The sequence below is a fragment of the Kitasatospora sp. NPDC056446 genome, from assembly GCF_042796115.1.
Classification (GTDB): Bacteria; Actinomycetota; Actinomycetes; order Streptomycetales; family Streptomycetaceae; genus Kitasatospora.
In genome coordinates, this window is sequence record NZ_JBHTRF010000078.1 from 18,070 (window position 1) to 41,401 (window position 23,332).

Genomic DNA, 23,332 nt, shown 5'->3' on the forward strand with positions numbered 1-23,332 from the left:
CGGGCGGAGGGGTGACCGCCCGTCACCATCCTCCCGGGTAGCGCGAGAGCCAGTCCGCGTGCCGCTCCTTCAGCCGGTCGCGCTCCTCCGTCGTGGTCAGGTAGACGTCCGCGCCGCCGTCGTACGGGTGGTAGAGCCGCCGCATGCCGGTGTCGGAGACGATCACCCCGTACTCCCGCTCGTCGGCGACCCGGCGCAGCAGCCGGTCCAGGCAGCCCGGCCGCCACTGCTGTCGTTCCACGAAGGAGTGCCAGTAGGTGCCGCACTCCGGCTCGGAGCCGTCCGCCCCGTCCGCCCCGTCCGGCTCGTCCGGCTCGAACCAGGTCCGCCAGTGCTTCGCGTCCCGGCGCATGCGGGGCACGCTCGGCTTCTCCGTCCACCTCGGCGTGAGGACGTACACCTCCTTGCCGGTGAACAGCCCGTTCAGCACGGTGTTGTGGCGCTCCAGCAGGATCGCGTACTCGCGCTCGTCGTCCGGGTAGCGCTTGGACTCCGGCAGGCTGTGGAAGCGCACCCAGCGCTCGCCCCCGCGCTCCTGGATCTCGTGCCCGATGGGCATGCTGCCCGGCCACCGCCGCTCCCACAGCGCGGTCAACGCGTCCCGGTCCACCGGCGTCCCCCTCTCGATCGGCGCCGAGTCTGTCACACCCGTCCCACCGGCCCCGACCTGGCGAAATTCCCTCGTCACCGCCTCCGGGCTCCCGTAGCGTGGTGCGGTCGTCGATCTTGAGGCCAGAACGGGGCACCACACCATGCAGCAGCACCAGGGCTGGGCCGACGAACGCTTCGGCGCCGTCGCCGACGCCTTCGCCGCCAACTTCGCCGAGTTCCCCGAGCTGGGGGCCGCCGTCACGGTGTACTCCGGCGGCCGCAGGGTGGTGGAACTGTGGGGCGGCACCGCCGACGAGCGCACCGGCCGGGCCTGGACGCAGGACACCCTGGTCCCGGTCTTCTCCTGCGCCAAGGGCCCGGTGAGCATCGGCGCCCACCTGCTCGCCCAGCAGGGCCGGCTCGACCTGGACGCCCCGGTCGCCCGCTACTGGCCCGAGTTCGCGCGCCACGGCAAGCAGTCCGTCACCACCCGGATGATCCTCGGCCACCGGGCGGGCATCCCGGCGCTGGACGCGGTGCTCTCCTTCGAGGAGGTCGCCGCCTGGGACCCGGTGATCCGGGCGATCGAGGCGCAGCAGCCGCTCTGGGAGCCGGGCACGGCGTACGAGTACCACGGCCATGTGTTCGGTTTCGCGGTCGGCGAGGTGATCCGCCGGATCACCGGCCTGACCCCGGGCGCGTTCCTGCGCGAGGAGCTCGCCGGGCCGCTCGGCGCCCTGCCCGCCTGGATCGGCCTGCCGGAGGAAGAACTCCCGCGCGTCGCACGGCTGGTGGAGGCCGAGGGCCGCCGTCCGATGCCCGGCCCCGAGCACCTGCTCACCCGGATCGTGACGATGAACGGCACACTGGTCTTCCCCGGCCTGGACGTGCCGCACGGCTGGAACGACCCGGCCCTGCACGCGATCGAGCTGCCCGGTGCGGGCGCCGTCGCCTCCGCGACCGGCCTGGCCGGGCTGTACGCGGCGGCGGTCACCGGCCTGGACGGCGGGGAGCGGGTGCTGTCCCGTGACACCGTCACCGACGTGCTGCGCGAAGTCTCCTCCGGCGCTGGCTTCCTGGGCTTCGACATGGGTGCGCGCTGGGGCTCCGGGGTGCTGCTCGACTCCCCGTCCTTCCGCCGGCTGCTCGGCGGGCGGAGCTTCGGCAACGACGGCGCCGGCGGCCAGTTCGCCTTCGGTGACGACGAGTTCGGCATCGGCTTCGCCTATGTCGCCAACCGGATGATCGGCCACGGCGACGCCCGGGCGAACCGGCTGATCGACGCGGTGCGCGGGTGCCTGGGGTGACGGACTTCCTCACTCTCGTCACCGGCCTGGCCACCACCGGCAGCCTCGGTGAGCTCCGCTACGGCGCCTCGCTGCCCGAACTCGCCGCCCACTACGGCGATCCGTGGGACGGCGGCCGGCTCCACCGTGAGACCCGCTGGCCGCACGCCTTCGGCTGGGGCGACGCGCTGACGGTGTTCTGCCGCTGCCGGCAGCTGCACTCGCTGTCCCTGTCGGCCTGGCAGGGCGAGCTCGAACTCCCGGAGCCGGGAGGCGAGTCGGTGCTGCTCGGCACCCGCGTCACCGAGACCGACCTGCTGGCCGCGCTGACCGCCGCCGGGCACAGCTGGCAGACGCTGACGTACGAGAACCTCCCGGACCAGCGGAACCTGGTGTTCTCGCCCGCCGAGGAGATCCGGGTGGAGCTGGTCCTCTCCGACCGGCACGACGCCGACGAGCCGCCGCTGGAGGAGTTCCTGCTGTACAAGGCGATGCTGTGGGGCTACGAGCACACCGACTGCCCCGAGCCGGACGCGTCCCTGCCCGACGACGGCTGGGGCGCGGGCGACCGCTGAGCGGCGCCGATTCGGTCACCGATTCGGTCACCGGGCCGGCGGCGGGCCGTTCCGTCCCCTGTGCGGAACGGCCCGCCACGGCTCCCTCGCTCCCGCCCTACTTCAGCAGGAAGTCGTAGACCGCCTGGCGCCCCATCGGGTTCTCCGCCCGGTTCTGCACCGAGTGCGCCGCGCCGGGCACGATCACGATCTGCGGGTCGTGCATCGACGCGGCCTGCTGGTACAGCACTTCGTACGGCGTGGACAGGTCCCGGTCGCCGCCGAGCAGCAGCACCGGCACGTCCGGCAGCCTGTGGTGGGCCGACGGCACCGGCGGCACCTGCTCGCGCGGCCAGTCCAGGCAGACCAGGGTGCTGCCGAGCCCGGTGGCGGTGGCCGGGTCGTACGGCCAGGTCTGCTCGGCGGTCAGCCGCTGCCGGGTACGCTCCAGGGCCGCCGCACGGCCCGCGACGGGGGTGTCGGCGGTGCCCCACGGGAAGCGCGAGTCGGCGCACAGGGCTGCGGAGTGCAGCCCTTGGCTGAGCTCCTCGGCCGAGGCGGTGTCGACCTCCTGGTGGACGAAGTCGACGAGGGCCTGGAGCTTCGCGGTCTGCCCGGCCGCGGCCTCGTGCAGGGCTTCCGGAACCCCGCCGAAGTTCGGGTCGGCGAACTCGTAGCCGGTGAGCATGCTCAGGACCTGCACCCCGTTGCCGTACCGCCGGACGGTGGCAGCGAGGTCGGCGGCCGGGTCGGTGGTGCAGCCGGTGGCCTGGCAGGCGGCCCGCAGGACCCGGGCGGTCGCGGGCAGCGCGGCCAGGTCGAGGGGGTCGTAACCCTGTTGCGGCACCACCGAGTCGAGCACCAGCCGGGCCACGTGCGCCGGGTGGGCGAGCGCGTACCGCTGGGCGACGAAGCTGCCGTACGAGACGCCGTCCAGGGTGAGGCGCCGGTCGCCGAGGGCGCGGCGCAGCAGGTCGATGTCGGCGACGGTGTCCGCCGTGCTGTAGAAGCGGGCGTTCGGGCCGAGGGCGGCGGCGCAGTCGGCGATCGACTGCCTGCGCGGCACGGCGATGTCGGAGGAGCCCATGTCCTCCTGGAGGCCCGGGCACTGGAGCGCGCCCTGGCCGGTGCCACGCTGGTCGAACATCACCAGGCGGTAGTCCTTGAGGACGGGCTCCAGCTTGCCCGCCATCCGCCGCATCCCCGGGACGCCGGGCTGGCCGGGGCCGCCGGTGAGGAACAGCAGGTCGCCCTTGGGAGCCGTGGTGTTGCCGGTGACGGCCACCCGGAGGCCGAGGGTGCCGGGGGTGGCACCGCGGTGGTCGAGCGGGACGGCGAGGGTCCCGCAGGTGAACTCGGGTGCGTCCGGGCAGGGCGCCTGCCCGGTGATCCCGCCGCCGGCGCGGGCCGGGTCGGCCGTGGCGGCGAAGCCGGCCCCGGGGGTGGCCAGGGTGGTGCCGGCGACCACCGCGAAGGCGCCCAGCAGGGCGGCGACGCGGCCGCGCGTGCTCGTCATGTTCGTCCTTCCGGTCGCGCCGCGCCCGTGCTGACGCGGTCACGGAAGTAGCCTGCGCCCAGGGCCACTTCGTTGGCGAGCGTTCGACCGGGAATTCGACCAGGAGCGAACCGTCAGAACCCGAATGGCCCCGGCCGGTACCGTGTGCCCAGGCCGTACCCCGCACGGCGCGTCACGCCAGCACGCGCGGCAGGACCACCCGCACCCACTCCTCCGGCTGCGACAGGTGCGGGGCGTGCCCGGCGCCCGCGTACAGGTGCCGTTCCACCGTGGGCAGGGAGAGGTCGACGAGGTCCAGCACCTCGCCGAACATCGGCGCACTGTCGTCACTCTGCGTCAGTAGCGCCGGGTCGGTGTACCGGGCCAGCGCGTTGAGGTCGAGGTCGAGCGCGTCCGGGTCGCGCAGTTCGTCCAGGTAGGTGGGCGCGTTGCGGATGTACGTGTGCCGGATCGGCGCGGGCAGCTGCTCCCAGGCGCCCGGCCCGAAGGCGAGGCTGTCCACGAAGAGTTCGGCGGCGGCGGCCGATTCGGCCTGCTCCAGCAGCTCCCGGACGGCGGCGATCCGGTCGGCGAAGGCGGTGCCGATCGGGCGCAGGTCCGGGTCGGCGAGCAGGATGCCGGTGCCCGGCGGCTCGTGCACGGCGATCCCCCGGACCAGGTCGGGGCGGGCGGCGGCGAGCCGGAGGGTGACCAGTGCGCCGTAGGAGTCGCCGTAGACGAAGGCCGGCGCGAGGCCGAGCCCGTGGATCAGCCCGGCCAGGTCGGCCGCGTCCTCGTACACCGAGCCCTGGGTGAGCGGGTCCTCGCTGCGGCTGTGCCCCCGGCGGTCGTAGGCGACGGCGGTGGCGGACTCCGCCAGGCCCGGCAGCACTCTCGCCCAGGAGTCCCCGTCGCTCCAGGAGCCGTGCACCAGGACGACTCCGGGGCCCTCACCACGGGCCTCGTAGTGCAGCCCCACCCCGTTCACCCTGATCTCGGCCATCACGAGCCTCCCGATCTCGGCGGTGCTGCCCACCAGCCTGACACAGCTCCCCCACCAGCCTGACACAACCGCCTGGAAGGCTCAGTTCCGCCGGTCGGGGGCGCGCCCGCGCCCGGGAGGCCCCGGGGGCTCCAGGAGACCCCGGGAGGCCCCGGACGAAGATCATCCTCACGCGTGATCACGGCGGCGCCCGGCCCTGCCAGGCTCGGCGCATGCACTACGTCGTACGCCGGATCGCCGCCGAGGAGTGGCGGGAACTCCGCGAGATCACCCTGGAGGCCCTACGGGACTCCCCCACCGCGTTCAGCCTGTCCTACGCCGACACCGCCGCCCGGCCCGACGACGGATGGCAGCGCCAGGCCGTCGCCGAGGCCACCGGCGAGGAGTCCGCCACCTTCGCCGTCCGTGACGAGGACGGGGCCTGGGTCGGCGTCGCGGGCGTCGAACCCATCCCGCACGTCCCCGGCACCGTGCACGTGCACGGCGTCTACGTCGCCCCGGCGCACCGCGGCAGCGCCGGGCCCGCCGCCGACCTCGTGTGGGCGGCCGTCCGCCACGCCCGGGACCACACCGACGCACGGTGGCTGACCCTCGGCGTCAACGAGAGCAACGTACGCGCGCTGGCCTTCTACCGGCGGCTCGGCTTCGAGGACACCGGCAAGGTGATCCCGTACGTGCGCGACCCGGCCGAGAAGGTCCACATCCTGGGCTACCCGGGCTTCCGGAACGGCTCGCACTGAGCCCGGGGCGGCCGTCGGCCCACCGCCGTCGGCCGCCCCGCTCTGTTCTGCTCTGCCCCGCCTCAGCGCATGCCGCTCTGCTCTGCTCTGCCCCGCCTCAGCGCATGCCGCGCACCGGCGGCTCGTCCCGGGTCCCGTCCTCGGCGACCACGGTGAACCGCGACGGCCCCGACACCGACAGGTCCACCGGGTACAGCGAGGCCGTGCCGTTGACGTCCAGCTGGGCGCTCTGCCGGCCCGTCGCCGTGTCGATCCGGGCGAGCCGGTCGCGGGTCATCGCCCATACCGACGTCCCGTCCACCACCAGTCCCGTGACCTGGTCGTCCAGCGCAGCCGTCCACCGCTGCCCGCCGTCCGCGAGCGAGTACGCCACCAGGCGGCCGGTGGCGCTGCGGCTGGGGTGCTTGCCGCCGCTGATGGTGACATCGCCGGGCTTCTCCCCGGGCACGATGAACAGGTCCCCGACGACCACGCCGCCGAGCAGCGGCCGGGCGTCGAACTGGTCGTAGGCGTGCAGCCCGCCGAGCATCACGTCCAGGTCGTACTCGTCCCCGGAGACCGGGATGGACGCCCGCTGCCGCCCGGTCCGGTCGTAGCTGAGCACCGCGTGCGTCCCGCGCTCGCCCTGCGCGTCGGCCCACACCACGAGCGGCTCGACCGACACCACCGCGAGGTTCTTCAGCCCGCCCGTCACCGGCAGCACGATCCGCGACTGCTCCCGTCCGTCCGCGGGGGCCAGCGACCGCAGGACGGGCGCCGCCTCCCCGCACTGCGCCACCGCGACCACGTCGGCCGGGCCGCCGGTGACCTGGAGCGGGGCGCAGCCGGCGTCGACCGTGCTGTGCCAGGCCGTCCCGCCGTCCGCCAGCCGGACCGCACGCCAGCCGCCCCGCTCCTGAAGGACGGCCTGCGGACCGGCGACGGCGATCACGTCCGGTGCCGCCGCGTCGCCGTCCCGGGCGGGCGCGTCCACGGTGGCGGTCCAGCCCTCCCTGCCGTCGGCGAGGCCGAGCGCGGTCACCGCCGCGCACGGCCGGTCGTGCGGGGAGTGGCCGATCAGTCCGGTTCCGGTCTGCCCGGTCCCCCGGCTCATCGCGCACACCGAGTCCTCGCCCGGCGGGGTCCAGCGCCACACCACGGCGCCGGTGGTGCCGCGGTACGCCACCACCTGGTCGGGCCGGACCCGGACCACCAGGTCCCCGGTGGTCCAGCTGCCCAGGGCGCGGGTGGTGGACGGCCGGTCCAGCGGCGCCTTCCAGTCGTCGTTGAGGCCGTCACCGGCGAAGGAGACGAAGATCGCGAGCCCCAGCAGGGCCCCGACGGCGGCCGACGGCAGTCCGTGGCGGGGGTGGATCAGCGCCCAGACGAAGCCCGCACCGCACGGCATCAGCCCGAGGATGCTGATGATCCCCATGTACGCGAGGCTGTCGCCGCCGAACCCGTTCGACGGCCCGAACAGCACGGCGAGGCCCATGCTCGCGAACATGCCGCCCAGCACACCGCCGAGGACCACCATCCAGGTCTCCTTGTCCCAGGCGAACCTGGGCCTGGGACCCCACCCCGCCCGGACCACGCTGTCCTCGGGCCCAACGGCCATGCCGGTCTCTCCCCTGCGACGCGCCGCCCACCGCGTCAGGGCGACGATCATCGGATCGTCGCAGAGGCCGTCATGATCCGAAACAAAGAGCAGGGAAAACCCCGGCCATCACCTGCACATGGCAGGCCGGGCGGGCCGTGGGCATGCGCGCCCGCTGCCCCTGCCACCCCCGGCGGACCAGCCCGAACGGGCCAATCTTTGCCCCTTGCCCCCGGGTCGGCCGACACCTCGCGTACCGGCCGGCCCCTCACACCCCCGCCAGCCGTCACATACCGGCCGACGCCCCGGGAGCGCCGGGTGCCCCGGGAGCGCCGGGAGCGCCGGGAGCCTCGGGTGCCCCTGGAGCCCCTCCCGGCACCCAGTTCCCGTGCAGCCCCAGCGGCACCCGCACCGGCAGGTGCACCCGGGCGACCGGCTCGCCGGTGACGTCCTGGGCCGCCAGGTCCACCGTCCAGCGGTCGAGCGTGGGCCGGCTCGCGCCGATGTCCCGCAGGTCCATGCCGGGCGGGTGCCGGACCACATCGACCACCAGTGAATCCGCCGTCCGCTCGTACGCGTTGAGCGTGTGCCCCACCAGGTGCGGCGCGAGCTCGAACCACCGCACCCCGCCGCCCTCGCGCGGCATCACGCCGACCCGGGCGGCGCGCCGCTCGTCCCAGGTGAAGGGCACACCGGTGGCCAGGTGCGCCGCGCTGAACACCACCGGCGGTAGCGGTTGCGGCGTAACGGGTCACCGGTCATCGGGTCGTCCTCTCGTCGGTCCGCGGTCCGTTCCGCGGTCCGTTCCGCGGTCCGTCGGCTCTCGCTTCACCGGTCGACCGGGCCCGTCATCCGGTCGACCGTCCGGTCGATCGTGCGGCTGTCCGCCGGTGGCGCGTCGGCGCCGAACGCCCGCCCCAGCGCGGCCATCAGCGCCTCGTAGCGCGGCCCGGCGTCGGCCGGGGCGAAGTGGCCGGCCAGTTCCAGGCTCACCGCGCCGTGGGTGGCCGCCCAGAACAGCCCGGAGACCTCACGGGCGTCGCCGGGCCGGAATCCGGCCGACGGCTGCTCGAACATCACCCGGTAGTAGGCGGGTTCGGCGATCGCGCGTTCCCGGTACTGACAGGAAACAGCGTTACCACCCCTTTGCGGCATCGCGCCGGGAGTGGGAAGTCGGCCCGTCCGACGTCCCACTCCGCCCCCTCCCCCGTGGCTACACTGGCGCGCTCCACCGCCGAGGGGAGTCAGCGTTGAACCGCCCGCCCCAGCAGGACACCGACCCGACCGACGGGACGTCAGCCGCCCGGCCCGGCCCGGCGACGGAACCGCAAACCCCACCGGCCCCACCGGCCCCGGCCGTACCGCCGCAGCCCTCCGACGGCGGCCGGACCACTGTGGACGCCCCGACCGTCCGCGCCCTGCTCCGGGCGCAGCACCCGGACCTCGCCGACCTCCCGCTGCGCCCGGTCGACGGCGGCTGGGACAACCAGCTCTGGCGCCTCGGAGACGAATTGGCGGTCCGCGTGCCGCGCACCGGGCGCGCCTCGGAGCTGCTGTCCAAGGAACTGCGGTGGCTCCCTCGGCTGGCCCCGGGCCTCCCCCTCCCGGTCCCCGTGCCGGTCCGGACGGGCACGCCGTCCGACCTCTTCCCGCGCCCGTGGGCCGTCACCGCCTGGGTCGCGGGCGAGCCGGGCGACCGCGCCGCCGTCTCGCGCCCCGCGCACGCCGCCGAGACCCTGGCCGGCTTCCTCCGGGCCCTGCACCGACCGGCCCCGCCCGACGCGCCCGCGGGCACCGGTCGCGGCGCGCCCCTCGCCGAGCACCAGGAGCAGTTCGACCGCCGGGTCCGGATCCTCGAACCGGCTGGCCTCGCCGCCGACGCGGCACGCGTCCGGTCCGTCTGGACCGACGCGAGATCCGCCCCCGACCACCGGGGTCCACGGCTCTGGCTGCACGGCGACCTGCACCCCGCCAACGTCGTCGTCACCGGCGGCACTTTCTCCGGCGTGCTCGACTTCGGCGACCTCTCCACCGGCGACCCGGCCGGCGACCTCGCCGCCGCCTGGGTCCTCCTGCCCGCCGGTTCGGCGGCGCGCCTCCTCGACGCCTACGGCGGCGTCGACCGCGCGACCGTCCGCCGGGCCCGCGGCCGGGCGCTCCTGCACGCCCTCTCGCTGGTCTCCGTCGGCCTGTCCTGGGAGCGCGGCCTGCCCGGCGGGCAACCCACTTGGGGCCCGGCCGGCCGCGCGGCCCTGGAGCGCGTCCTGGCATCGGACTGACGACCGGGTGGAGGCCCCAACCCGCATCCCTCACAGGCCAGTTGGCGGCGGAACAACGTTTGCCCCACCGGCGCGCGACTGCCGCCCCACCACCACTGCCGCGGCGCGCTCGCCCGACCGGGTGAGCCTCGATGTCCGACAGTGCGTGCACGCCGGGTCGGCTCGTTCTGCTGTACATGCCTCCCCCGCTCTTCACGCCTCCGCCACGCCCCGGGCACAACAGCGCTCACACCGCAGCTCACACCGCAGCGCACGCGACCGCGCCGAGGCTGCCGTGGCCGTGATCGGCCGGGCGACGGCGACCGTGATCTCCCTCACGATCCTGCTCGTCCCGGCAGCGGTCACCCCGGTCGCCGACCGGCCGCCCGAGATCGGGGCTGGCTGGTGGGAGGTCACGGCCAACGCCGCCAACATCCGGATCGACCACTTCGGCGGCGACACCGTCATCGGCCTCGCCCGCTCCGGCGACGCCGTGGAGGTCGTGGACACCTGGACCTCGCCGCTCGGCGCCCGCTGGGCCAAGGTCATGGTGGTTCGTACCCGGGCCACCGGCTGGGTCCTGTGGTCCCTACTCGCGCACCACGACCCCGCTTCGGAACCGTAGAATCCGCCTGTACACATCAGGGAGGATTTCGCGTGTTCCGAGCGCACCGTCCGCGCACCGCAGAACTGACCCCACGACACGGGGACGGCCCGGTCAACGGCGTCGCCCTGCTCCTGCCCGGAGGGTTCCTCCGAAGCCGGCGCGGGCCGTTGAAGGTCGCCGAGCTCGGCCTGCGGGAGCTGGCCGCCGAGCTCACCGAGCGCGGCCGGCCGCACGGCCTGGCCGTGCACCTGCTGCGCTACCGCTACAGCGGCTGGAACGGCGACGACGCGGACACCGCCGTCGACACCGCCTGGGCACTCGACGAACTCGCCCGCCGGTACGAGGGCGCGCCGGTCGTCCTCATCGGCAACTCGCTCGGCGGGCGCGCCGCCTTCTGGTGCGCCGGCCACCCCTCCGTCGTCGGCGTCGCAGGGATCGCCCCCTGGCTGCCCAGCGGCGACCCGGTCGACCAGCTCGCCGGACGGCGGGTGCTGATCGTCCACGGCACCGGCGACCACAGCGCGGCCAACGCCACCCAGTCCCTGGAGTACGCGCTGCGCGCCCGCCAGGTCGCCTCGGACCTCGCCCGCTACGAGATCCCCGGTGGCAACCACTACCTCATCCGCGAGACCGGCGACATCAGCGCGCTGACCACCGCCTTCACCCTCGCCACCCTCGACGCCGAGCCCGCGGCACTCGCCACCGGGGCGGTCCGCACCCTCCTCCCGGCCCGGGCGTAGCGCGGCGGGGGCGACGCGGTCGATCACGGTCGTCCGCCCGTCCGCCCGTCCGCCCGCAGCGGTAGCGGCTGCGGCAGCTCCCTGATCCTGGTTCCGGACTCCTGGGCCTCCCCTGCCGATCGGCAGGGGAGGCCCTGCCGCATTTCCGCAGGAATCCTGCTGATCGGCACATGTGCGACCGGGGCCGGAGCGAGCAGTCTTGGCGTCACCGAAGCGGCGGCCACCCGGGCCGCCGGAGAAGGGAGCCCCCGCCATGGCCCGCGTCCACACCTGCGACCCCGCTCACGCCGTCGCTGTCACCGTCACTGCCGCCGTCGCTGCCCTCGCCTCCGTCATCGCGGCCGCCACAGGGGAACTGATCCAGCATCACACCCGCGCCTCCCCCGGGAGCCCGCCGCGACCTGGCCGCCCCCTACGCCCCATGTACCCCATCCACCCCAGCCGCGCCGACCACCCCGGATCCGTCCTCCCGGCGTCCCGTCATCCACCCGCACCGCGACCGCTCACCCCGACGGCGGCCCGTACGGGTCGACTCGGGCCTGCTCGGCGAGCAGGTCGGCGAAGGCCACCGTGAGGGGGTCGGGCCGGGTGCGGGTGTAGGCGGTGAGGGTGCGACGGATCGGCGGGTCCGGGCGGAGCACGGCGCCGTCGAAGTGCGGCGGGACGATGTTGGCGGGCACCAGGGCAGGGCCGAGTCCGGCCGCGGCCAACAGCGGTGCGGCGGAGGTCTGTTCGGCGCGGACGGCCGCGCGGGGGTGGAAGCCGGCCTGGGCGGCGACGTGGTCGAGCAGGTCAGCGAGGCCGTTGTCGGGGGCGTAGTGCACCCAGTCCCGGTCCGCGAGTTCGGCCAGCGCGACCGTCCGGGCGGCCCGGTCGGCGAGCGGGTCGTCGGCGGGCAGGACGACGGCGAACTCCTCGACGCCGAGTTCGCGGATCGGTCCCTCCCACCCGGCCGGGGCGGGTCCGATGGCGACGTCGGCGCGGCCGGCGGCCATCGCGGCCTGGAGCCGGTCGGCGTGCGGGTACTCGCGGAGCCGGATCCGCACACCGGGGTGCCGTCGGCGCCAGGCGCGCAGGACGGGCGGCAGGATGCCGAGACTGACCGAGTAGATCGCCGCGACGTCCAGCTCGCCCTCCTCCAGGCCCGCCGTCCGCCGGGCGACGGCGTGGAGGCGTTCGGCCTCGGCCAGCGCGGCGCGGGCGTGCGGCAGCACCGCCCGGCCCATCGGGGTGAGCCGCACCGAGCGCGGGAGGCGTTCGAGCAGCGGGCCACCGACGGCGGTCTCCAGGGCCCGTACCTGGTGCGAGAGCGCCGGCTGGGTGACGTGCAGTTGCTCGGCCGCACGGGTGAAGGAGCCGGTGTCGACCACCGCGACCAGGTATTCGAGCTGCCGGAGGGTTGCCATGAGCAGATTTTATCGCTGGGCCAGAAAACATGCCTTGGACTCATCACACTGGTGCGGGAGAGGGTCGAACCACGGCCGCCACCCGAAGCACGGGCCGGCCGGTTCCCCCATCGATCCGAAGGAGTTCTCCCATGTCCGACGACGGTTCCCTGAAGGACCGACGGCTCGTCGTGGTGGGCGCGGGTTCGCGCACCGGGCGCGCGCTCGCCAAGGCCGGTTCGGCCGCCGGTGCCGAACTGCTGCTCGCCGGGCCGGATCCGCGCAAGCTGGAGTGGACGGCCGGTGAGCTGTCCGGTCCGTCGAAGGTGCTCGCGCTCGACCTCGCGGACGAGCAGTCGATCGCCGGGTTCGCCGACCGGGCCGGCGGGTTCGACCACCTGGTCTCCACGGCCGCGGTACCGGCCAACGGGCCGCTGCGGGACCTCGAAGCAGCCGATGTGCAACGGGCGTTCGCGGCCAAGGTGATCGGGCCGCTGCTGCTGGCCAAGCACCTGGCCGGGCAGGTGTCCACGAGCGGATCGTTCACGTTCTTCTCCGGTGTGGCCGCCTGGCGTCCGGCTCCCGGCCGTACCGTGATGGCCACCACCAACGGGGCGCTCGCCTTCCTGGTGCAGGCACTGGCGGTGGAGATCGCACCGGTCCGGGTCAACGCGGTGTCCCCGGGCATCGTCGACACCGGCTCCTGGGACGGCCTCGGTGCCGACAAGGAGGCGTTCCTGCGCGGCGTCGCCGAGCGCAACCCGGCGCGCCGGGTGGGCGCCACCGAGGACCTGGTCAAGGCCGTGCTCTACGCGATCGACAACCCGTACGTCACCGGCACGGTGCTGCACGTCGACGGGGGTGGCCGCCTCGTCTGAGCCCCGGCCCGCCCCCGTCCGCTCGGCACTGGCCCGCACCGCAGCCGCCGTGGCGGGCGCCATCGCCCCTGACCACCCCTACCCCTGACCACCCCCGCCCCTCCCACCCCCGCTCCGCCCTACGGCAAGGGGCCGCTCCGCCCATCGATGCGCCCGGAATCACATTGGCGGTCGGCGGCCCCTGCTGCCTATGGTCGGAGGATGACCATCCGAACCTTCCGCATCATGGTGCGCGGCGTCTTCGACGGCCTCACCGACGAACAGCGCGCCGAACTCCTCGCCGCCGCACCCCGGCACGACGTCCTGCACGCCTCCTTCACCCGCGAGGGCCACCTCAGCTACGACCTCTCCGCGCGGGCCGCCTTCACCTTCCGCTTCCTCGACGAGGGCGAGGCCGAGGAGGACATCCTGGCGGCCACCGAGCGGGCGGAGCTGTCGGCGCGGAACTGGCTGGCCGAACGCGGCTACGGCTACAAGAACCTCCGCTCCCAGGCCGAAGACCGGTCGCTGGCTCCCCTCGGCAAGCGACAGCGCCGCGCCGCCAACACGGCCGGCTGACCCGGCCCCCTCCCCCCTTCGCCACCTCCTTGACGGTCCTCCGCAGAGATATGCTTGAGTAGTCAAGGAGGTGGCAATCATGGAGGAACTCATGCCCGAGGAGCCGATGGCCGAGGAGCCGACGACGGGGCAGGCCGGTACGGCCCCCGGCCCCGACCCGCTGGACATCGCCCTGCGGCTGGTCCGCGCCCAGACAGCCGTGGTCAAACGGTTCGACGCGGGGCTCGGCGGCCCGCACGGCGTGAGCCTGTCCGACTTCACCATGCTGCTCCACCTCGCCCAGGCACCCGGCGGCAGGATGCGCCGGGTCGACCTCGCCGAGGCCCTCGGCCTCACCGCCTCCGGCGTGACCCGCGGCCTCGCACCGTTGGAGCGGATCGGCCTGGTCGCACGCGAGGCCGCGGCCCGCGACGCCCGGGTCGCGTACGCCGCTCTCACCCCGGTCGGCCGCGAACGGCTCGCCGAGATGCTGCACACCGCTCGCCAGGTCGCCGCCGAGCACTTCGCCGCCGAACAGTGGAACACCGAGGACCTCACCCGCCTGTCCGTCCTGCTCGCCCGACTCGGCGGCACCGCCCCCGGCCGACGATCCGGCTGAACACCGCCCGCAGAGGACGCCCGGCACCACGCCCCGCCGCACCCGGCCCCCGGCCCGCGTCCTAGGCTGAATCCCGCACCACCCGTACTGTCCGCCCCACCTGTGCCATCCGCACGACCCGCACCACCCGCACCAGGCCAGACCCCGCGAAGGGCAGCACCATGACGCGCACCCCCGGCGAGACGCGCGGCCGTCGTGAGCCCGCCCCCGCCGATGCCCGGCGCGCGCACCGGCAGCAGACCTACACCGCCGACCCCGGGATGTACGGCGAGCGGCGCTCCGCCACCGGCGGCCCCGAGGCGCTCGGACTCGGCGCCGGCCACGGCCGTGACGCACCGCACCTCGCCCGCGCGGGCTTCCCCGTCCTGGCCACCGACTTCAGCCCGGACGGCCTGCCCAGCCGCCTCCGGCGGATCACCCAGGAGACCCCCCGATGACCACACCGAACGGCACCACTCCGAGCGGCACCGCCCCCGCCGACCTCACCATCGACGGCACCGGCCTGCTCTGCGTCCAGCTCCTGCTCCGGCTGCGCGCCCGGATCGCGCACCTCCCGGCCGGCGCGGTGGTCCACATCCACACCACCGACCCGGCCGCCCCGCTCGACCTGCCCGCCTGGTGCCACCTGACCGGTCACGAGTACCTCGGCCGGGTCCCGTACGAGGCCACCGACCGGGAGGTCTACGCCCTGCGCCTCACCTCGGCCCCGGTCCTGACCCGCCCCGACCGCCCCTGGCACCCGGCCCCCGCCGGACATCCCACCGACGCCCCCGCTGACGCCCCCACCGACTGACCGCGCCCGGGCGGAAAACCCCGAGCCCGACCCCGAGTTGCCGGTGCAGACTGCCCGCATGCCCACCTCCGACCCGCCGACCCCACCCACCGAACCACCGACCACCGCACCACCACCCACCGCACCACCACCCACCACACCGCCACCCGTCGGCCCGCCGCTCGCCAACCCCCTGCTGGGCCACCCGCCCGGGGCCCGGCTCCTCCTGCTCAACTGCGACGACTTCGGCATGGACGAGTCCGTCAACCTCGCCGTGATCGACGCCGTCCGCAACGGTGTCGCCGCCTCCTGCAGCCTGATGACCCCCTGCCAGGCCGCCCCGCACGCGCTCCGCCTCCTGCGCCGTCACCCCGAGGTCCCGTTCGGTGTCCACCTCACCCTGGTCTGCGAGTCGCCGGATCGCCGCTGGGGCCCGCTGGCCGCCCGCGAGCGGGTGCCGTCCCTGCTCGACGACACCGGCGAGCTCTTCGCCCCCACTCCCGCCGGACGCGCCGGACTGCTCGCCCGGGCCCGGATCGACCACGTCGAGCGCGAGTTCCGCGCCCAGATCGACGCGGTGGCGGCAGCGGGCCTCGCCCCGACCCACCTCGACTTCCACTGTCTCGCCGACGGCGGCCGCGCGGACATCCTCGACCTCGCCCTCGACCTGGGCGCCGAGTACGGCCTGGCGGTCCGCGTCTGGCTGCCTCCGGCCCTGGACCGGCTGCGCGAACACGGACTTCCGGTCGTGGACCACGGTTTCCTCGACAGCTTCGCCGTCCCGTCGGACGACAAGCCCGCCCACTACGCCCGCGCGCTCGCCGCGCTCCCTCCTGGCCTGACCGAGTGGGCCCTGCACCCCAGCCTGGCCGGCCCGAACCCCCGTGCGCCACAGGACGGTTGGCGCGTCCGCCGGACGGACTACGAGTTCCTGGTCTCCCCGGAGGCCCGCCGCCTGCTCACCGAGCACGGCATCACCGTCCTCGGCTACCGCACGCTCCAGGAAGCCTGGCGACGGGCCCGCGGACGGCTCGCCTCCGGACCCGGCCGATCAGCCGGTGTGCCACGATGACACGAACAGAACAGCCGGGCACCACAGGGAGGTTGACCGCCATGGACCCGATCATCACCTGCGCGTGGCAGGACGAGAGCGGTGACTGGGCGCTGCTCGTCGAGCAGAACGGCAGCGACTGGGAACTGGTCGCGATCACGCCGTACGGGTCCGAGTCACTCCCCTTCGAGCGCCCGGACGAGGTCCGCCGGCTGGCCCAGGCCCTGCTGGACCTGCCGGCCGAGCCCGAGCCGTACAGGTTCGAATGGGAGCTCTCCCGGACCGAACCGTCCCGGAACCAGCGCGAGTCCACGCACTTCGCCACGTTCACCGTCGGCCTGGCCGCCCAGGCCGACCACCGGCCGTACCTCGCCTACCAGTCGTACTTCGCCCTCGACCGGACGACATCCCTCGGGATGCAGGCGTTCTGCGAGGACCCACCGGTCGACCTCCTGCGCACCCAGGCCCACGCGTTCCTCACCACCGCCCCCGGCCCGCCGCGGGCCAGGCGGGCCGGCTCATAGCCGACCCCGCCGCGGCCCTCGCAACCGCCGAACCGGCCGGTGCCGGTGCGGGCGGGCCTCCCCGCCGGGGACACCCGCCCGCACCGCCCGATCGGACAGCCCCGATCGGAAACCCTCGATCGGACAGCCCCGCTCAAACGGGGCCCGCTCAGACAGCGCCCCGCTCAGACGGCCCCGATCAGGCCGTCCGCCGCAGCAGCGCCAGGTACATCGCGTCCGTCCCGTGCAGGTGCGGCCACAGCTGCACGTCCGGCCCGTCCCCGAGCGCCGGGACGCCGGGCAGCAGCGGGCGCGCGTCGATCCACTCGACCCGGCCGGCCTCGCCACGCAGCACGTCGTCCACGACGGCGCGGGTCTCCGCCAGGTGCGGCGAGCAGGTCGCGTAGCCGACCACGCCGCCGATCCGGGTGGCGTCGATCGCCGAGCGCAGCAGGTCGCGCTGGAGCGGACCGAAGGCCGCGACGTCGTCCGGCCGGCGCCGCCAGCGGGCTTCCGGGCGGCGGCGCAGCGCGCCCAGGCCGGAGCACGGCACGTCGACCAGCACGCGGTCGAAGCCGCCGGACCGCCAGGCCGGCCGCGTCCCGTCCGCCGTGATCACGGTGTACGGGCCGGGGTTGCCCTCCAGGGCCCGGGCCACCAGTCGGGCCCGGTGCTGCTGCTTCTCGCTCGCGACCAGCGCCGCACCGCGCTCGGCGGCCAGTGCGGCGAGCAGCGCGGCCTTGCCGCCGGGGCCCGCGCAGCCGTCCAGCCAGATCCGGTCCGGGCCGTCCAGCGGGGCGCTCGCCAGCGCGAGCGCGACCAGCTGGCTGCCCTCGTCCTGCACGCCCGCCCGGTTCTCCTGCACCGCCGCGATGGAGCCCGGGTCGCCGCCCTCCGCGAGCCGCAGGGCGAACGGGGACCAGCGTCCCGGCTCGGCCTCGGGCAGCGCGTCGGCCAGCTCGCCGACGGTGGCCCGGCCGGGGCGGGCGACGAGGGTGACCTCGGGCCGCTCGTTGTCGGCCCGCAGCAGTTCCTCCACCGCGGCGCGCCCGGAGGCGTCGGGCTGCCAGCGGCCGAGCGAGTCCCAGAGCGCGGAGACCACCCAGCGCGGGTGCGAGTGCACGACCGCGAGGTGGTCCTCGGCGTCCTTCTCGTACGGCGGGGCGACCTTCCCGATCCAGGTGTCCAGGTCGTGGGCGCTGATCCGGCGCAGCACGGCGTTGACGAACTTCGCCTTGCCGTCGCCGAGCACCACCCGGGCGAGTTCGACGGTCGCCGACACGGCCGCGTGGCTGGGGATCCGGGTGGTGAGCAGCTGGTGGGCGCCGAGCGAGAGCACGTCCAGGACCGGCGGGTCGACCTTGCTGAGCGGCCGGTCGATGCAGGCCGCGATGACCGCGTCGTAGGTGCCCTGCAAGCGCAGGGTGCCGTAGACGAGCTCGGTGGCCAGGGCGGCGTCGCGCCGGTCCATGCCCTTCTGCTCGGCCTCGCGGAGCAGGGAGGGCAGGATCAGGTTGGCGTACGCGTCGCGCTCGTCGACGGCACGCAGCGCGCGGAACGCGACGATCCGGGCCGGGTCCTTCTTCGGACGGCGGTGCGGGCGGGGGGCGCGCTGAGCGCTGGGAGTGGTCACAAGTGCCTCAAAGTGCTGCGGTGGTTATCACGCCAACGATATCCCCCACCGGCCGTCCTTCTCGAACGCCCGCAGTCCCGAGCCGCCCCGCAGCCGCCGGCTCCCGCCAACGCCCGCCCCCTAGAGCCGCCCCGGAACCGCCCCCCGCACCCCACCGCTCAGCTCCCGGCGCCGAACCGCTCCCCGGCCTCCAGCCGGGCGCCACGGGCCCAGTCGGCCGCCCGCATCTCCTTCTTGCCCTGCGGACGGACCTCGCCCAGCTCGATGTCGTGGCTGCCGGTCCCGACCCGCACGCTGTTCTTGCCGGCCATCGCGACCTCGCCGGGCGCCAGCTCGGCCGACTCGGGCAGCAGCTTCACCGGCCCGGTGACCTTCAGCCGCTCGCCCCGGAACTCGGTCCACGCCCCCGGCGCGGGCGCGCAGCCGCGCACCACCCGGTCGACCCGCAGCGCGGGGTGGTTCCAGTCGATCCGCGCGTCCTCGACGTTGATCTTCGGCGCGAGCGTGATGCCTTCGGCCGGCTGCGGCACGCCGTGCAGGGAGCCGTCCTCGATGCCGTCCATGGTGGCCACGAGCAGGCGCGCGCCGGAGACCGACAGCCGGGTGAGCAGTTCGCCGCTGGTGTCGCTCGGGCGGATCTCCTCGGTGATCACGCCGAAGACCGGTCCGGAGTCCAGGCCCTGCTCGATCAGGAAGGTGGACGCGCCGGTGACCTCGTCGCCGGCCAGCACCGCGTGCTGGACGGGGGCCGCGCCGCGCCAGGCGGGCAGCAGCGAGAAGTGCAGGTTGACCCAGCCGTGCTTGGGGATCTCCAGGGTGCCGGGGCGCAGCAGCGCGCCGTAGGCGACCACCGGGCAGCAGTCGGGGGCGAGTTCGGTGAGCCGGGCGACGAAGTCCGGGTCGCTGGGCTTCGCCGGCTTGAGGACCTCGATCCCGGCCTCCTCGGCGCGCTGGGCGACGGGGCTGGCGACCAGCTTCCGCCCGCGCCCGGCGGGGGCGTCGGGGCGGGTGACCACCGCGACGACCTCGTGCCGGTCGGACGCGAGCAGGGCGTCCAGGGCGGGAACGGCGACCTCGGGGGTGCCGGCGAAGACGAGACGCATCAAGTGCCTTTCTGCGGGAGGGGCGAGAGGAGATCGAAGGAGCCGGGACCGGGGGCCCAGGACTCAGCGCGCGGCGCCGAAGGTGCTGTGCGGCGAGACTTTGACGACCGGCGCGGGCCCGCTGCCCCACTCCGTCTCCCGGATCGCCTTCAGCGCGGCCTTGCGCTGCTCTCGGTCGAGCCGGTCGATGAAGATGATCCCGTCCAGGTGGTCGGTCTCGTGCTGGATGCACCGGGCGAGCAGTCGGGTGCCCTCCAGGGTGACCGGGTCTCCGTACATGGTGAAGCCCTTGGCCACCACGCCGTACGCGCGCTTGGTGTCGTAGCGCAGGCCGGGCAGCGAGAGGCAGCCCTCGGGGCCCTCCTGCTCGTCCTCGCTCAGCGACAGGTCCGGGTTGATCAGGTGCCCGGTGACGCCGTCCACGTGGTACGTGAACACCCGCAGGGAGACGCCGAGTTGGGGTGCGGCGAGACCGGCTCCGGGGGCGTCCATCATGGTCTCGGTGAGGTCGCGGACCAGGGTGCGCAGTTCCTTGTCGAACACGGTCACCGGCTGGGCGGTGGCCCGCAGGACGGGGTCTCCGAAGAGTCTGATCGGCTGGATCGCCACGGGGTACGGGTTCCTGTCCGTCGGAGTGTCGGGATTCAGCGGGAGTCGTCGGGGCGGCCGGGCCCGGTCCGCGGGCAACGGCTGTTCCTGCCAAGTCTATGCAACGCTCCGGGCCGCTCCCCCCCTGCCCCGGGGGGCCGCCGGAACCGTTCTGGCATAACCCGAGTCTGCCGCGTGGCGTTACCCCGGCCCCCGCTTCGGCGTTGGTCAAGAGAGATTGACCGGGGCCGGGGCGCACGGGACACCGCGCCCCGGCCGAGCCGAACCGTACGGAAGGTGGCACCTAGCCATGGCTGAGCAGATCAACCACGACGCCCGGGCGCGGGCGAGCCTGCACCTGCTGGTACGGGACATCGAGCGGGTGAGGCGCCAGGTCGACGCGCTGCGGACGCTCACCGCGCAGTTGGGCAACGTCTACCGGCCGCGCCGGCCGAGCACCTCCGCCGGCTTCGTGGTGTACGGGCGGGCGCCCGCGCCGACCGTGCGCCTGGCTCAGGAGCTGCGGGAGAGCGTGGAGACGCTGGTGGCGGCGGCGGTGGAGTTCGACCGGGCGCTGGGCTTCTCCTGGGACTCGGTGGGCTCCGCCCTCGGGGTCACCAAGCAGGCGGTGCACCGCCGCTACGGCATGCGCCGCCCGACCAGCGAACTCCTCGCCGCCGGCGGCGCCGTCCCGGGCCCGGCCCGTCCGGACCGCTCCGAGGAACTGCCCGCCGCCGTCCCCACCGGCGGCCTGGCCGCGACCGTCCCGGCGGCCCGCCAGGGCGGCCTGGACCGCAACAGCCTGGAGCGCAACGCCCTGGAGCGCGGCCCGATGGACCGTACCGCCGTGGACGGCCGCCCCCAGGCCGACCGCCCGACGGCCGAGCGCGGCACGATGGACCGCCCAATGGACCGGGGCACGATCGACCGCGGCACCCCCGTCGACCGCACCGGCATCCCCCTGCGCGGCTGACCTCACCCGCACCGACCCGACGGCCACCCGGGGCGGGGTGGCCCACTCATCCCGCCCCACCGGCCCCGAGCACCCCGACCGCCGCCCGACCGGCACCCGGCCCGACCAGCACCCGGCCCGATCCGCCCACCAGGAGCGAGACCCCGCCCCCCACCAGCAGCGAAACCCCGACCCCGACCACCCTCAGCCGATGTCCACCGGATCCATCCGCACCCGCACCGGCTCCGCCGTCCGCAGGGCGATCCGCGCGATCTGCGCCGCCTTGAGCGCCGCCGCCAGCGCCGCCCCCTGCCCGGGCGGCACCCGCAGCAGCGCGCGCTCCTGCTCCTCCCCCCGCAGCGCCGGCACCGGCACCGGCCCGAGCACGTCGGCGCCCTCCGGCAGCCGGATCAGCCCCAGCAGGTCGGCGACCGCCGCCGGGCTGCCGCCGACCGAGGCCATCCGCGACACCGGCGGGAAGTGCAGCTGCGCCCGCTCGTCGCGCTCCAGCCCGGCGTGCCCCAACGGGTCCCAGCGCACCAGCGCCTGGACCGGCCGGGCGGAGGGTTCGGCGACCACGACCACCGCGCCGCCCTCCGCCGAGGACCGCACCAGCGCGGCCGCCGCCAGCCAGAGCCGCAGGGTCTCCTCCCCCGCCCGCAGGTCGGGCCGGCTCAGCAGCGCCCAGCCGTCCAGCAGGAGCGCGGCCCCGTACCCGGCGCCCTCCACCACGGGTTCCGCGCCGGGGGTGGAGATCACCAGCGAGGGCTCGTCGGGCACGGTGGCCAGGACGGCGTCCCGGCCCGAGGTCCGTACCGGGATCCGCGGGAACGCCTTGCCCAGTTCCTCGGCCGTCCGCCGGGCGCCGACGACCTGGGCCCGCAGCCGGAACGAGCCGCACTCCGTGCAGTGCCAGTCGTTCTCCGTCTCGCCGCACCACGCGCAGCGCAGCAGGGCGTCCGCGGACGGCGCCTCCAGCGGCCCCTCGCAGCGCCGGCACCGTGCCGGGGTCCGGCAGCGCCCGCAGGCCAGCCGGGGCACGTAGCCGCGCCGGGGCACCTGGATGAGCACCGGGTGCCCGGCCGCCAGCGACTCCCGGGCGGCTTCCCAGGCCACCGAGGGCAGCCGGGCGGCCTGCGCGGCCGCGTCGCGGTGCTGGTCCTGGTCGGTGACGGTCCGCACCCTCGGCGCGACCTGCCGCACCGTCTCGCGGTCCGCGACCAGCGGGCGCGCCCAGCCGGTGCTGACCAGCTGCGCGCCCTCCACGGTGACGGCGTGCCCGCCGAGCAGCACGGCCGCGCCCTCCTCGGCGGCGCGCAGCAGCGCCACCTCCCGGACGTGCGGGTGCGGGGCGCGCGGGTCGCTGTGGCTGCCGTCCCCGTCCGACCAGACCACGACGAGTCCGAGGTCGCGGACCGGCGCGAACATGGTGGCGCGGGTCCCGATGGCGGCGTGCACCGAGCCGCGGCTCACCGCGAGCCAGCGCTTGTAGCGCTCGCGCGGTCCGAGTTCGGCCTCCAGGGCCGTGTGCAGCCCGGGGCCGAGCAGTTCGGTGAGCGCCTGGTCGACCCGGGCCACCGACCGCTTGTCCGGCAGGACGACGAGCGCGCCGCGCCCGCCCGCCAGTGTCGCGGCCACCGCCCGCGCGATCTCGTACGGCCAGCCGGGGCCGGGGAGCGCCGCCCACACCGCGCGGGGCGCGCCGCCGGCGGCCAGCGCGGTGAGGAAGTCGGGCCCGGCCGGGTAGCGCTGCCAGCCGCCGGGGGCGGGGGCCGCCGGGCGCGGCAGCGGCGGCGGGGAGGGCTCGGCCTCGGCCTTGGCGTGCCGGGGCGGGACGGCCAGTTGCAGGACGTCGGCGAGCGTCCCGGCGTACCGGTCGGCGACCGTCCGGCACAGCCGCAGCAGCTGCGGGGTGAGGACGGGCTCGGGCGAGAGCACCTGCGCCAGCGGGGCGAGCGGCCCGGGGAAGTCGCTCTTCTCCAGCCGGGCGACGATGAACCCGTCGTGCAGTTCCCCGCCCTCGCGCTGCCCCCTGACCACGCGCGCCCCGAACCGGACCCGGACCCGGGCGCCCGGCTGGGCCTCCTCGGCCATCGCGGCGGGGACCTCGTAGTCGAAGAACTTGTCGATGGTGAGCACGCCCTTGTCCACCACGACCCGCGCCACCGGCAGGTGCTCGGCCCGCTTGGCCCCGCGCCAGCTGCGCGGTTTGGCCCGCTTGACCGTCTCCCGGATGAACGCCAGCTGCTCCGGCTCGGCGGCCCCGTTCTCCCCTGTGCTGCTCATCGCCACCAAGTACTACCAGGTCACACCGACAACGCGCACGCGCCGCCCGGCCCGCCCGAGCCGACGCCCCCGGGGCGCACGAAGCGGGGCCCGCCCCCCCGAAAGGGGGGGGGGCGCCGGGGGTGGGTCGAGCCGGACGACCGGGAGGGCGCCCGAAGCGGGGACACCCCCGCGG

The 23,332-nt window shown here is 75.2% G+C and carries 25 protein-coding genes and 1 pseudogene; 15 read left to right on the forward strand and 11 right to left on the reverse strand.

Annotated features, from left to right (window positions below; translation table 11 throughout):
• Positions 1-22: 22 nt before the first annotated feature.
• Complete coding sequence (locus tag ACFQ6N_RS33050; RefSeq protein ID WP_380657216.1) at positions 23-610, reverse strand: hypothetical protein; 588 nt, start codon at positions 608-610, stop codon at positions 23-25.
• Positions 611-752: 142 nt separating this feature from the next.
• Between ACFQ6N_RS33050 and ACFQ6N_RS33055 the strand changes: the two genes are divergently transcribed.
• Together ACFQ6N_RS33055 and ACFQ6N_RS33060 are read left to right on the forward strand one after the other, a co-directional pair.
• Positions 753-1,898 (forward strand): serine hydrolase domain-containing protein, encoded by a 1,146-nt coding sequence (locus ACFQ6N_RS33055; RefSeq protein ID WP_380657218.1) that lies wholly within the window; start codon positions 753-755, stop codon positions 1,896-1,898.
• Positions 1,895-2,452 carry a hypothetical protein gene (locus ACFQ6N_RS33060; protein ID WP_380657219.1) on the forward strand — a complete coding sequence of 186 codons (558 nt, stop codon included), beginning with the start codon at positions 1,895-1,897 and terminating at the stop codon, positions 2,450-2,452. The genes ACFQ6N_RS33055 and ACFQ6N_RS33060 overlap by 4 nt, the downstream gene beginning before the upstream one ends.
• A 97-nt stretch (positions 2,453-2,549) precedes the next feature.
• Here ACFQ6N_RS33060 and ACFQ6N_RS33065 read toward each other — a convergent pair whose 3' ends face one another.
• Together ACFQ6N_RS33065 and ACFQ6N_RS33070 are read right to left on the reverse strand one after the other, a co-directional pair.
• Positions 2,550-3,947 carry an alpha/beta fold hydrolase gene (locus ACFQ6N_RS33065; RefSeq protein WP_380657221.1) on the reverse strand — a complete coding sequence of 466 codons (1,398 nt, stop codon included), beginning with the start codon at positions 3,945-3,947 and terminating at the stop codon, positions 2,550-2,552.
• A 172-nt stretch (positions 3,948-4,119) separates the two neighbouring features.
• The gene (locus tag ACFQ6N_RS33070; protein ID WP_380657224.1) at positions 4,120-4,929 is read right to left on the reverse strand and encodes an alpha/beta fold hydrolase; all 810 of its coding nucleotides are present in this window, start codon (positions 4,927-4,929) and stop codon (positions 4,120-4,122) included.
• 212 nt (positions 4,930-5,141) lie between these two features.
• On the opposite strand from ACFQ6N_RS33070, the gene ACFQ6N_RS33075 reads away from it, so the two are divergent.
• Positions 5,142-5,669 (forward strand): GNAT family N-acetyltransferase, encoded by a 528-nt coding sequence (locus tag ACFQ6N_RS33075; RefSeq protein WP_380657227.1) that lies wholly within the window; start codon positions 5,142-5,144, stop codon positions 5,667-5,669.
• Between the two features lie 97 nt (positions 5,670-5,766).
• On the opposite strand, the gene ACFQ6N_RS33080 is transcribed toward ACFQ6N_RS33075, so the two are convergent.
• The 3 genes from ACFQ6N_RS33080 to ACFQ6N_RS33090 form a co-directional block, all read right to left on the reverse strand.
• Complete coding sequence (locus ACFQ6N_RS33080) at positions 5,767-7,266, reverse strand: PQQ-binding-like beta-propeller repeat protein (protein WP_380657230.1); 1,500 nt, start codon at positions 7,264-7,266, stop codon at positions 5,767-5,769.
• Between the two features lie 265 nt (positions 7,267-7,531).
• Entirely contained in the window at positions 7,532-7,969 is a 438-nt protein-coding gene (locus tag ACFQ6N_RS33085; RefSeq protein WP_380657233.1) for a carotenoid oxygenase family protein, read from the reverse strand.
• A 104-nt stretch (positions 7,970-8,073) separates the two neighbouring features.
• The gene (locus ACFQ6N_RS33090; RefSeq protein WP_380657236.1) at positions 8,074-8,322 is read right to left on the reverse strand and encodes a TetR-like C-terminal domain-containing protein; all 249 of its coding nucleotides are present in this window, start codon (positions 8,320-8,322) and stop codon (positions 8,074-8,076) included.
• Between the two features lie 317 nt (positions 8,323-8,639).
• Between ACFQ6N_RS33090 and ACFQ6N_RS33095 the strand changes: the two genes are divergently transcribed.
• The 3 genes from ACFQ6N_RS33095 (at position 8,640) to ACFQ6N_RS33105 (ending at position 10,850) form a co-directional block, all read left to right on the forward strand.
• Positions 8,640-9,524, forward strand: coding sequence for an aminoglycoside phosphotransferase family protein (locus tag ACFQ6N_RS33095; protein WP_380657282.1), 885 nt, complete (start codon positions 8,640-8,642; stop codon positions 9,522-9,524).
• 274 nt (positions 9,525-9,798) lie between these two features.
• Positions 9,799-10,128 carry a hypothetical protein gene (locus ACFQ6N_RS33100; protein WP_380657239.1) on the forward strand — a complete coding sequence of 110 codons (330 nt, stop codon included), beginning with the start codon at positions 9,799-9,801 and terminating at the stop codon, positions 10,126-10,128.
• A gap of 32 nt (positions 10,129-10,160) precedes the next feature.
• Positions 10,161-10,850, forward strand: coding sequence for an alpha/beta hydrolase (locus tag ACFQ6N_RS33105; protein ID WP_380657241.1), 690 nt, complete (start codon positions 10,161-10,163; stop codon positions 10,848-10,850).
• 503 nt (positions 10,851-11,353) lie between these two features.
• Here the strand turns inward: ACFQ6N_RS33105 and ACFQ6N_RS33110 are convergent.
• The gene (locus ACFQ6N_RS33110; RefSeq protein WP_380657244.1) at positions 11,354-12,256 is read right to left on the reverse strand and encodes a LysR family transcriptional regulator; all 903 of its coding nucleotides are present in this window, start codon (positions 12,254-12,256) and stop codon (positions 11,354-11,356) included.
• A gap of 131 nt (positions 12,257-12,387) precedes the next feature.
• On the opposite strand from ACFQ6N_RS33110, the gene ACFQ6N_RS33115 reads away from it, so the two are divergent.
• The 7 genes from ACFQ6N_RS33115 to ACFQ6N_RS33145 all read left to right on the forward strand — a co-directional run bounded on the left by ACFQ6N_RS33115 (position 12,388) and on the right by ACFQ6N_RS33145 (position 16,616).
• A complete protein-coding gene (locus ACFQ6N_RS33115; RefSeq protein WP_380657247.1) occupies positions 12,388-13,113 on the forward strand; it encodes an SDR family oxidoreductase in 726 nt (241 codons plus the stop codon).
• Between the two features lie 201 nt (positions 13,114-13,314).
• A complete protein-coding gene (locus ACFQ6N_RS33120; RefSeq protein WP_380657250.1) occupies positions 13,315-13,671 on the forward strand; it encodes a DUF6204 family protein in 357 nt (118 codons plus the stop codon).
• A gap of 79 nt (positions 13,672-13,750) precedes the next feature.
• Complete coding sequence (locus tag ACFQ6N_RS33125) at positions 13,751-14,269, forward strand: MarR family winged helix-turn-helix transcriptional regulator (protein WP_380657253.1); 519 nt, start codon at positions 13,751-13,753, stop codon at positions 14,267-14,269.
• Between the two features lie 161 nt (positions 14,270-14,430).
• Complete coding sequence (locus ACFQ6N_RS33130; RefSeq protein WP_380657256.1) at positions 14,431-14,706, forward strand: hypothetical protein; 276 nt, start codon at positions 14,431-14,433, stop codon at positions 14,704-14,706.
• Positions 14,703-15,062, forward strand: coding sequence for a sulfurtransferase TusA family protein (locus tag ACFQ6N_RS33135; protein ID WP_380657259.1), 360 nt, complete (start codon positions 14,703-14,705; stop codon positions 15,060-15,062). Before ACFQ6N_RS33130 ends, ACFQ6N_RS33135 begins: the two co-directional genes overlap by 4 nt.
• Positions 15,063-15,120: 58 nt before the next feature.
• Positions 15,121-16,113 (forward strand): polysaccharide deacetylase family protein, encoded by a 993-nt coding sequence (locus tag ACFQ6N_RS33140; protein ID WP_380657262.1) that lies wholly within the window; start codon positions 15,121-15,123, stop codon positions 16,111-16,113.
• Positions 16,114-16,154: 41 nt separating this feature from the next.
• Positions 16,155-16,616 carry a hypothetical protein gene (locus ACFQ6N_RS33145; protein ID WP_380657265.1) on the forward strand — a complete coding sequence of 154 codons (462 nt, stop codon included), beginning with the start codon at positions 16,155-16,157 and terminating at the stop codon, positions 16,614-16,616.
• 178 nt (positions 16,617-16,794) lie between these two features.
• On the opposite strand, the gene ACFQ6N_RS33150 is transcribed toward ACFQ6N_RS33145, so the two are convergent.
• The 3 genes from ACFQ6N_RS33150 to def all read right to left on the reverse strand — a co-directional run bounded on the left by ACFQ6N_RS33150 (position 16,795) and on the right by def (position 19,940).
• Positions 16,795-18,228: an RsmB/NOP family class I SAM-dependent RNA methyltransferase gene (locus ACFQ6N_RS33150; RefSeq protein WP_380657268.1), complete on the reverse strand. Its 1,434-nt coding sequence runs from the start codon at positions 18,226-18,228 to the stop codon at positions 16,795-16,797.
• 158 nt (positions 18,229-18,386) lie between these two features.
• Positions 18,387-19,331: a methionyl-tRNA formyltransferase gene (gene fmt, locus ACFQ6N_RS33155; RefSeq protein ID WP_380657270.1), complete on the reverse strand. Its 945-nt coding sequence runs from the start codon at positions 19,329-19,331 to the stop codon at positions 18,387-18,389.
• A 63-nt stretch (positions 19,332-19,394) separates the two neighbouring features.
• Entirely contained in the window at positions 19,395-19,940 is a 546-nt protein-coding gene (def, locus tag ACFQ6N_RS33160; RefSeq protein ID WP_380657273.1) for a peptide deformylase, read from the reverse strand.
• Positions 19,941-20,229: 289 nt separating this feature from the next.
• Here def and ACFQ6N_RS33165 point away from each other — a divergent pair.
• Positions 20,230-20,697: pseudogene (locus tag ACFQ6N_RS33165) on the forward strand (hypothetical protein); the annotation flags it as partial.
• Between the two features lie 54 nt (positions 20,698-20,751).
• Complete coding sequence (locus ACFQ6N_RS33170) at positions 20,752-20,892, forward strand: hypothetical protein (RefSeq protein WP_380657275.1); 141 nt, start codon at positions 20,752-20,754, stop codon at positions 20,890-20,892.
• Positions 20,893-21,075: 183 nt separating this feature from the next.
• Here the strand turns inward: ACFQ6N_RS33170 and ACFQ6N_RS33175 are convergent, their stop codons facing one another.
• The gene (locus ACFQ6N_RS33175) at positions 21,076-23,157 is read right to left on the reverse strand and encodes a primosomal protein N' (protein WP_380657277.1); all 2,082 of its coding nucleotides are present in this window, start codon (positions 23,155-23,157) and stop codon (positions 21,076-21,078) included.
• Positions 23,158-23,332 lie beyond the last annotated feature (175 nt).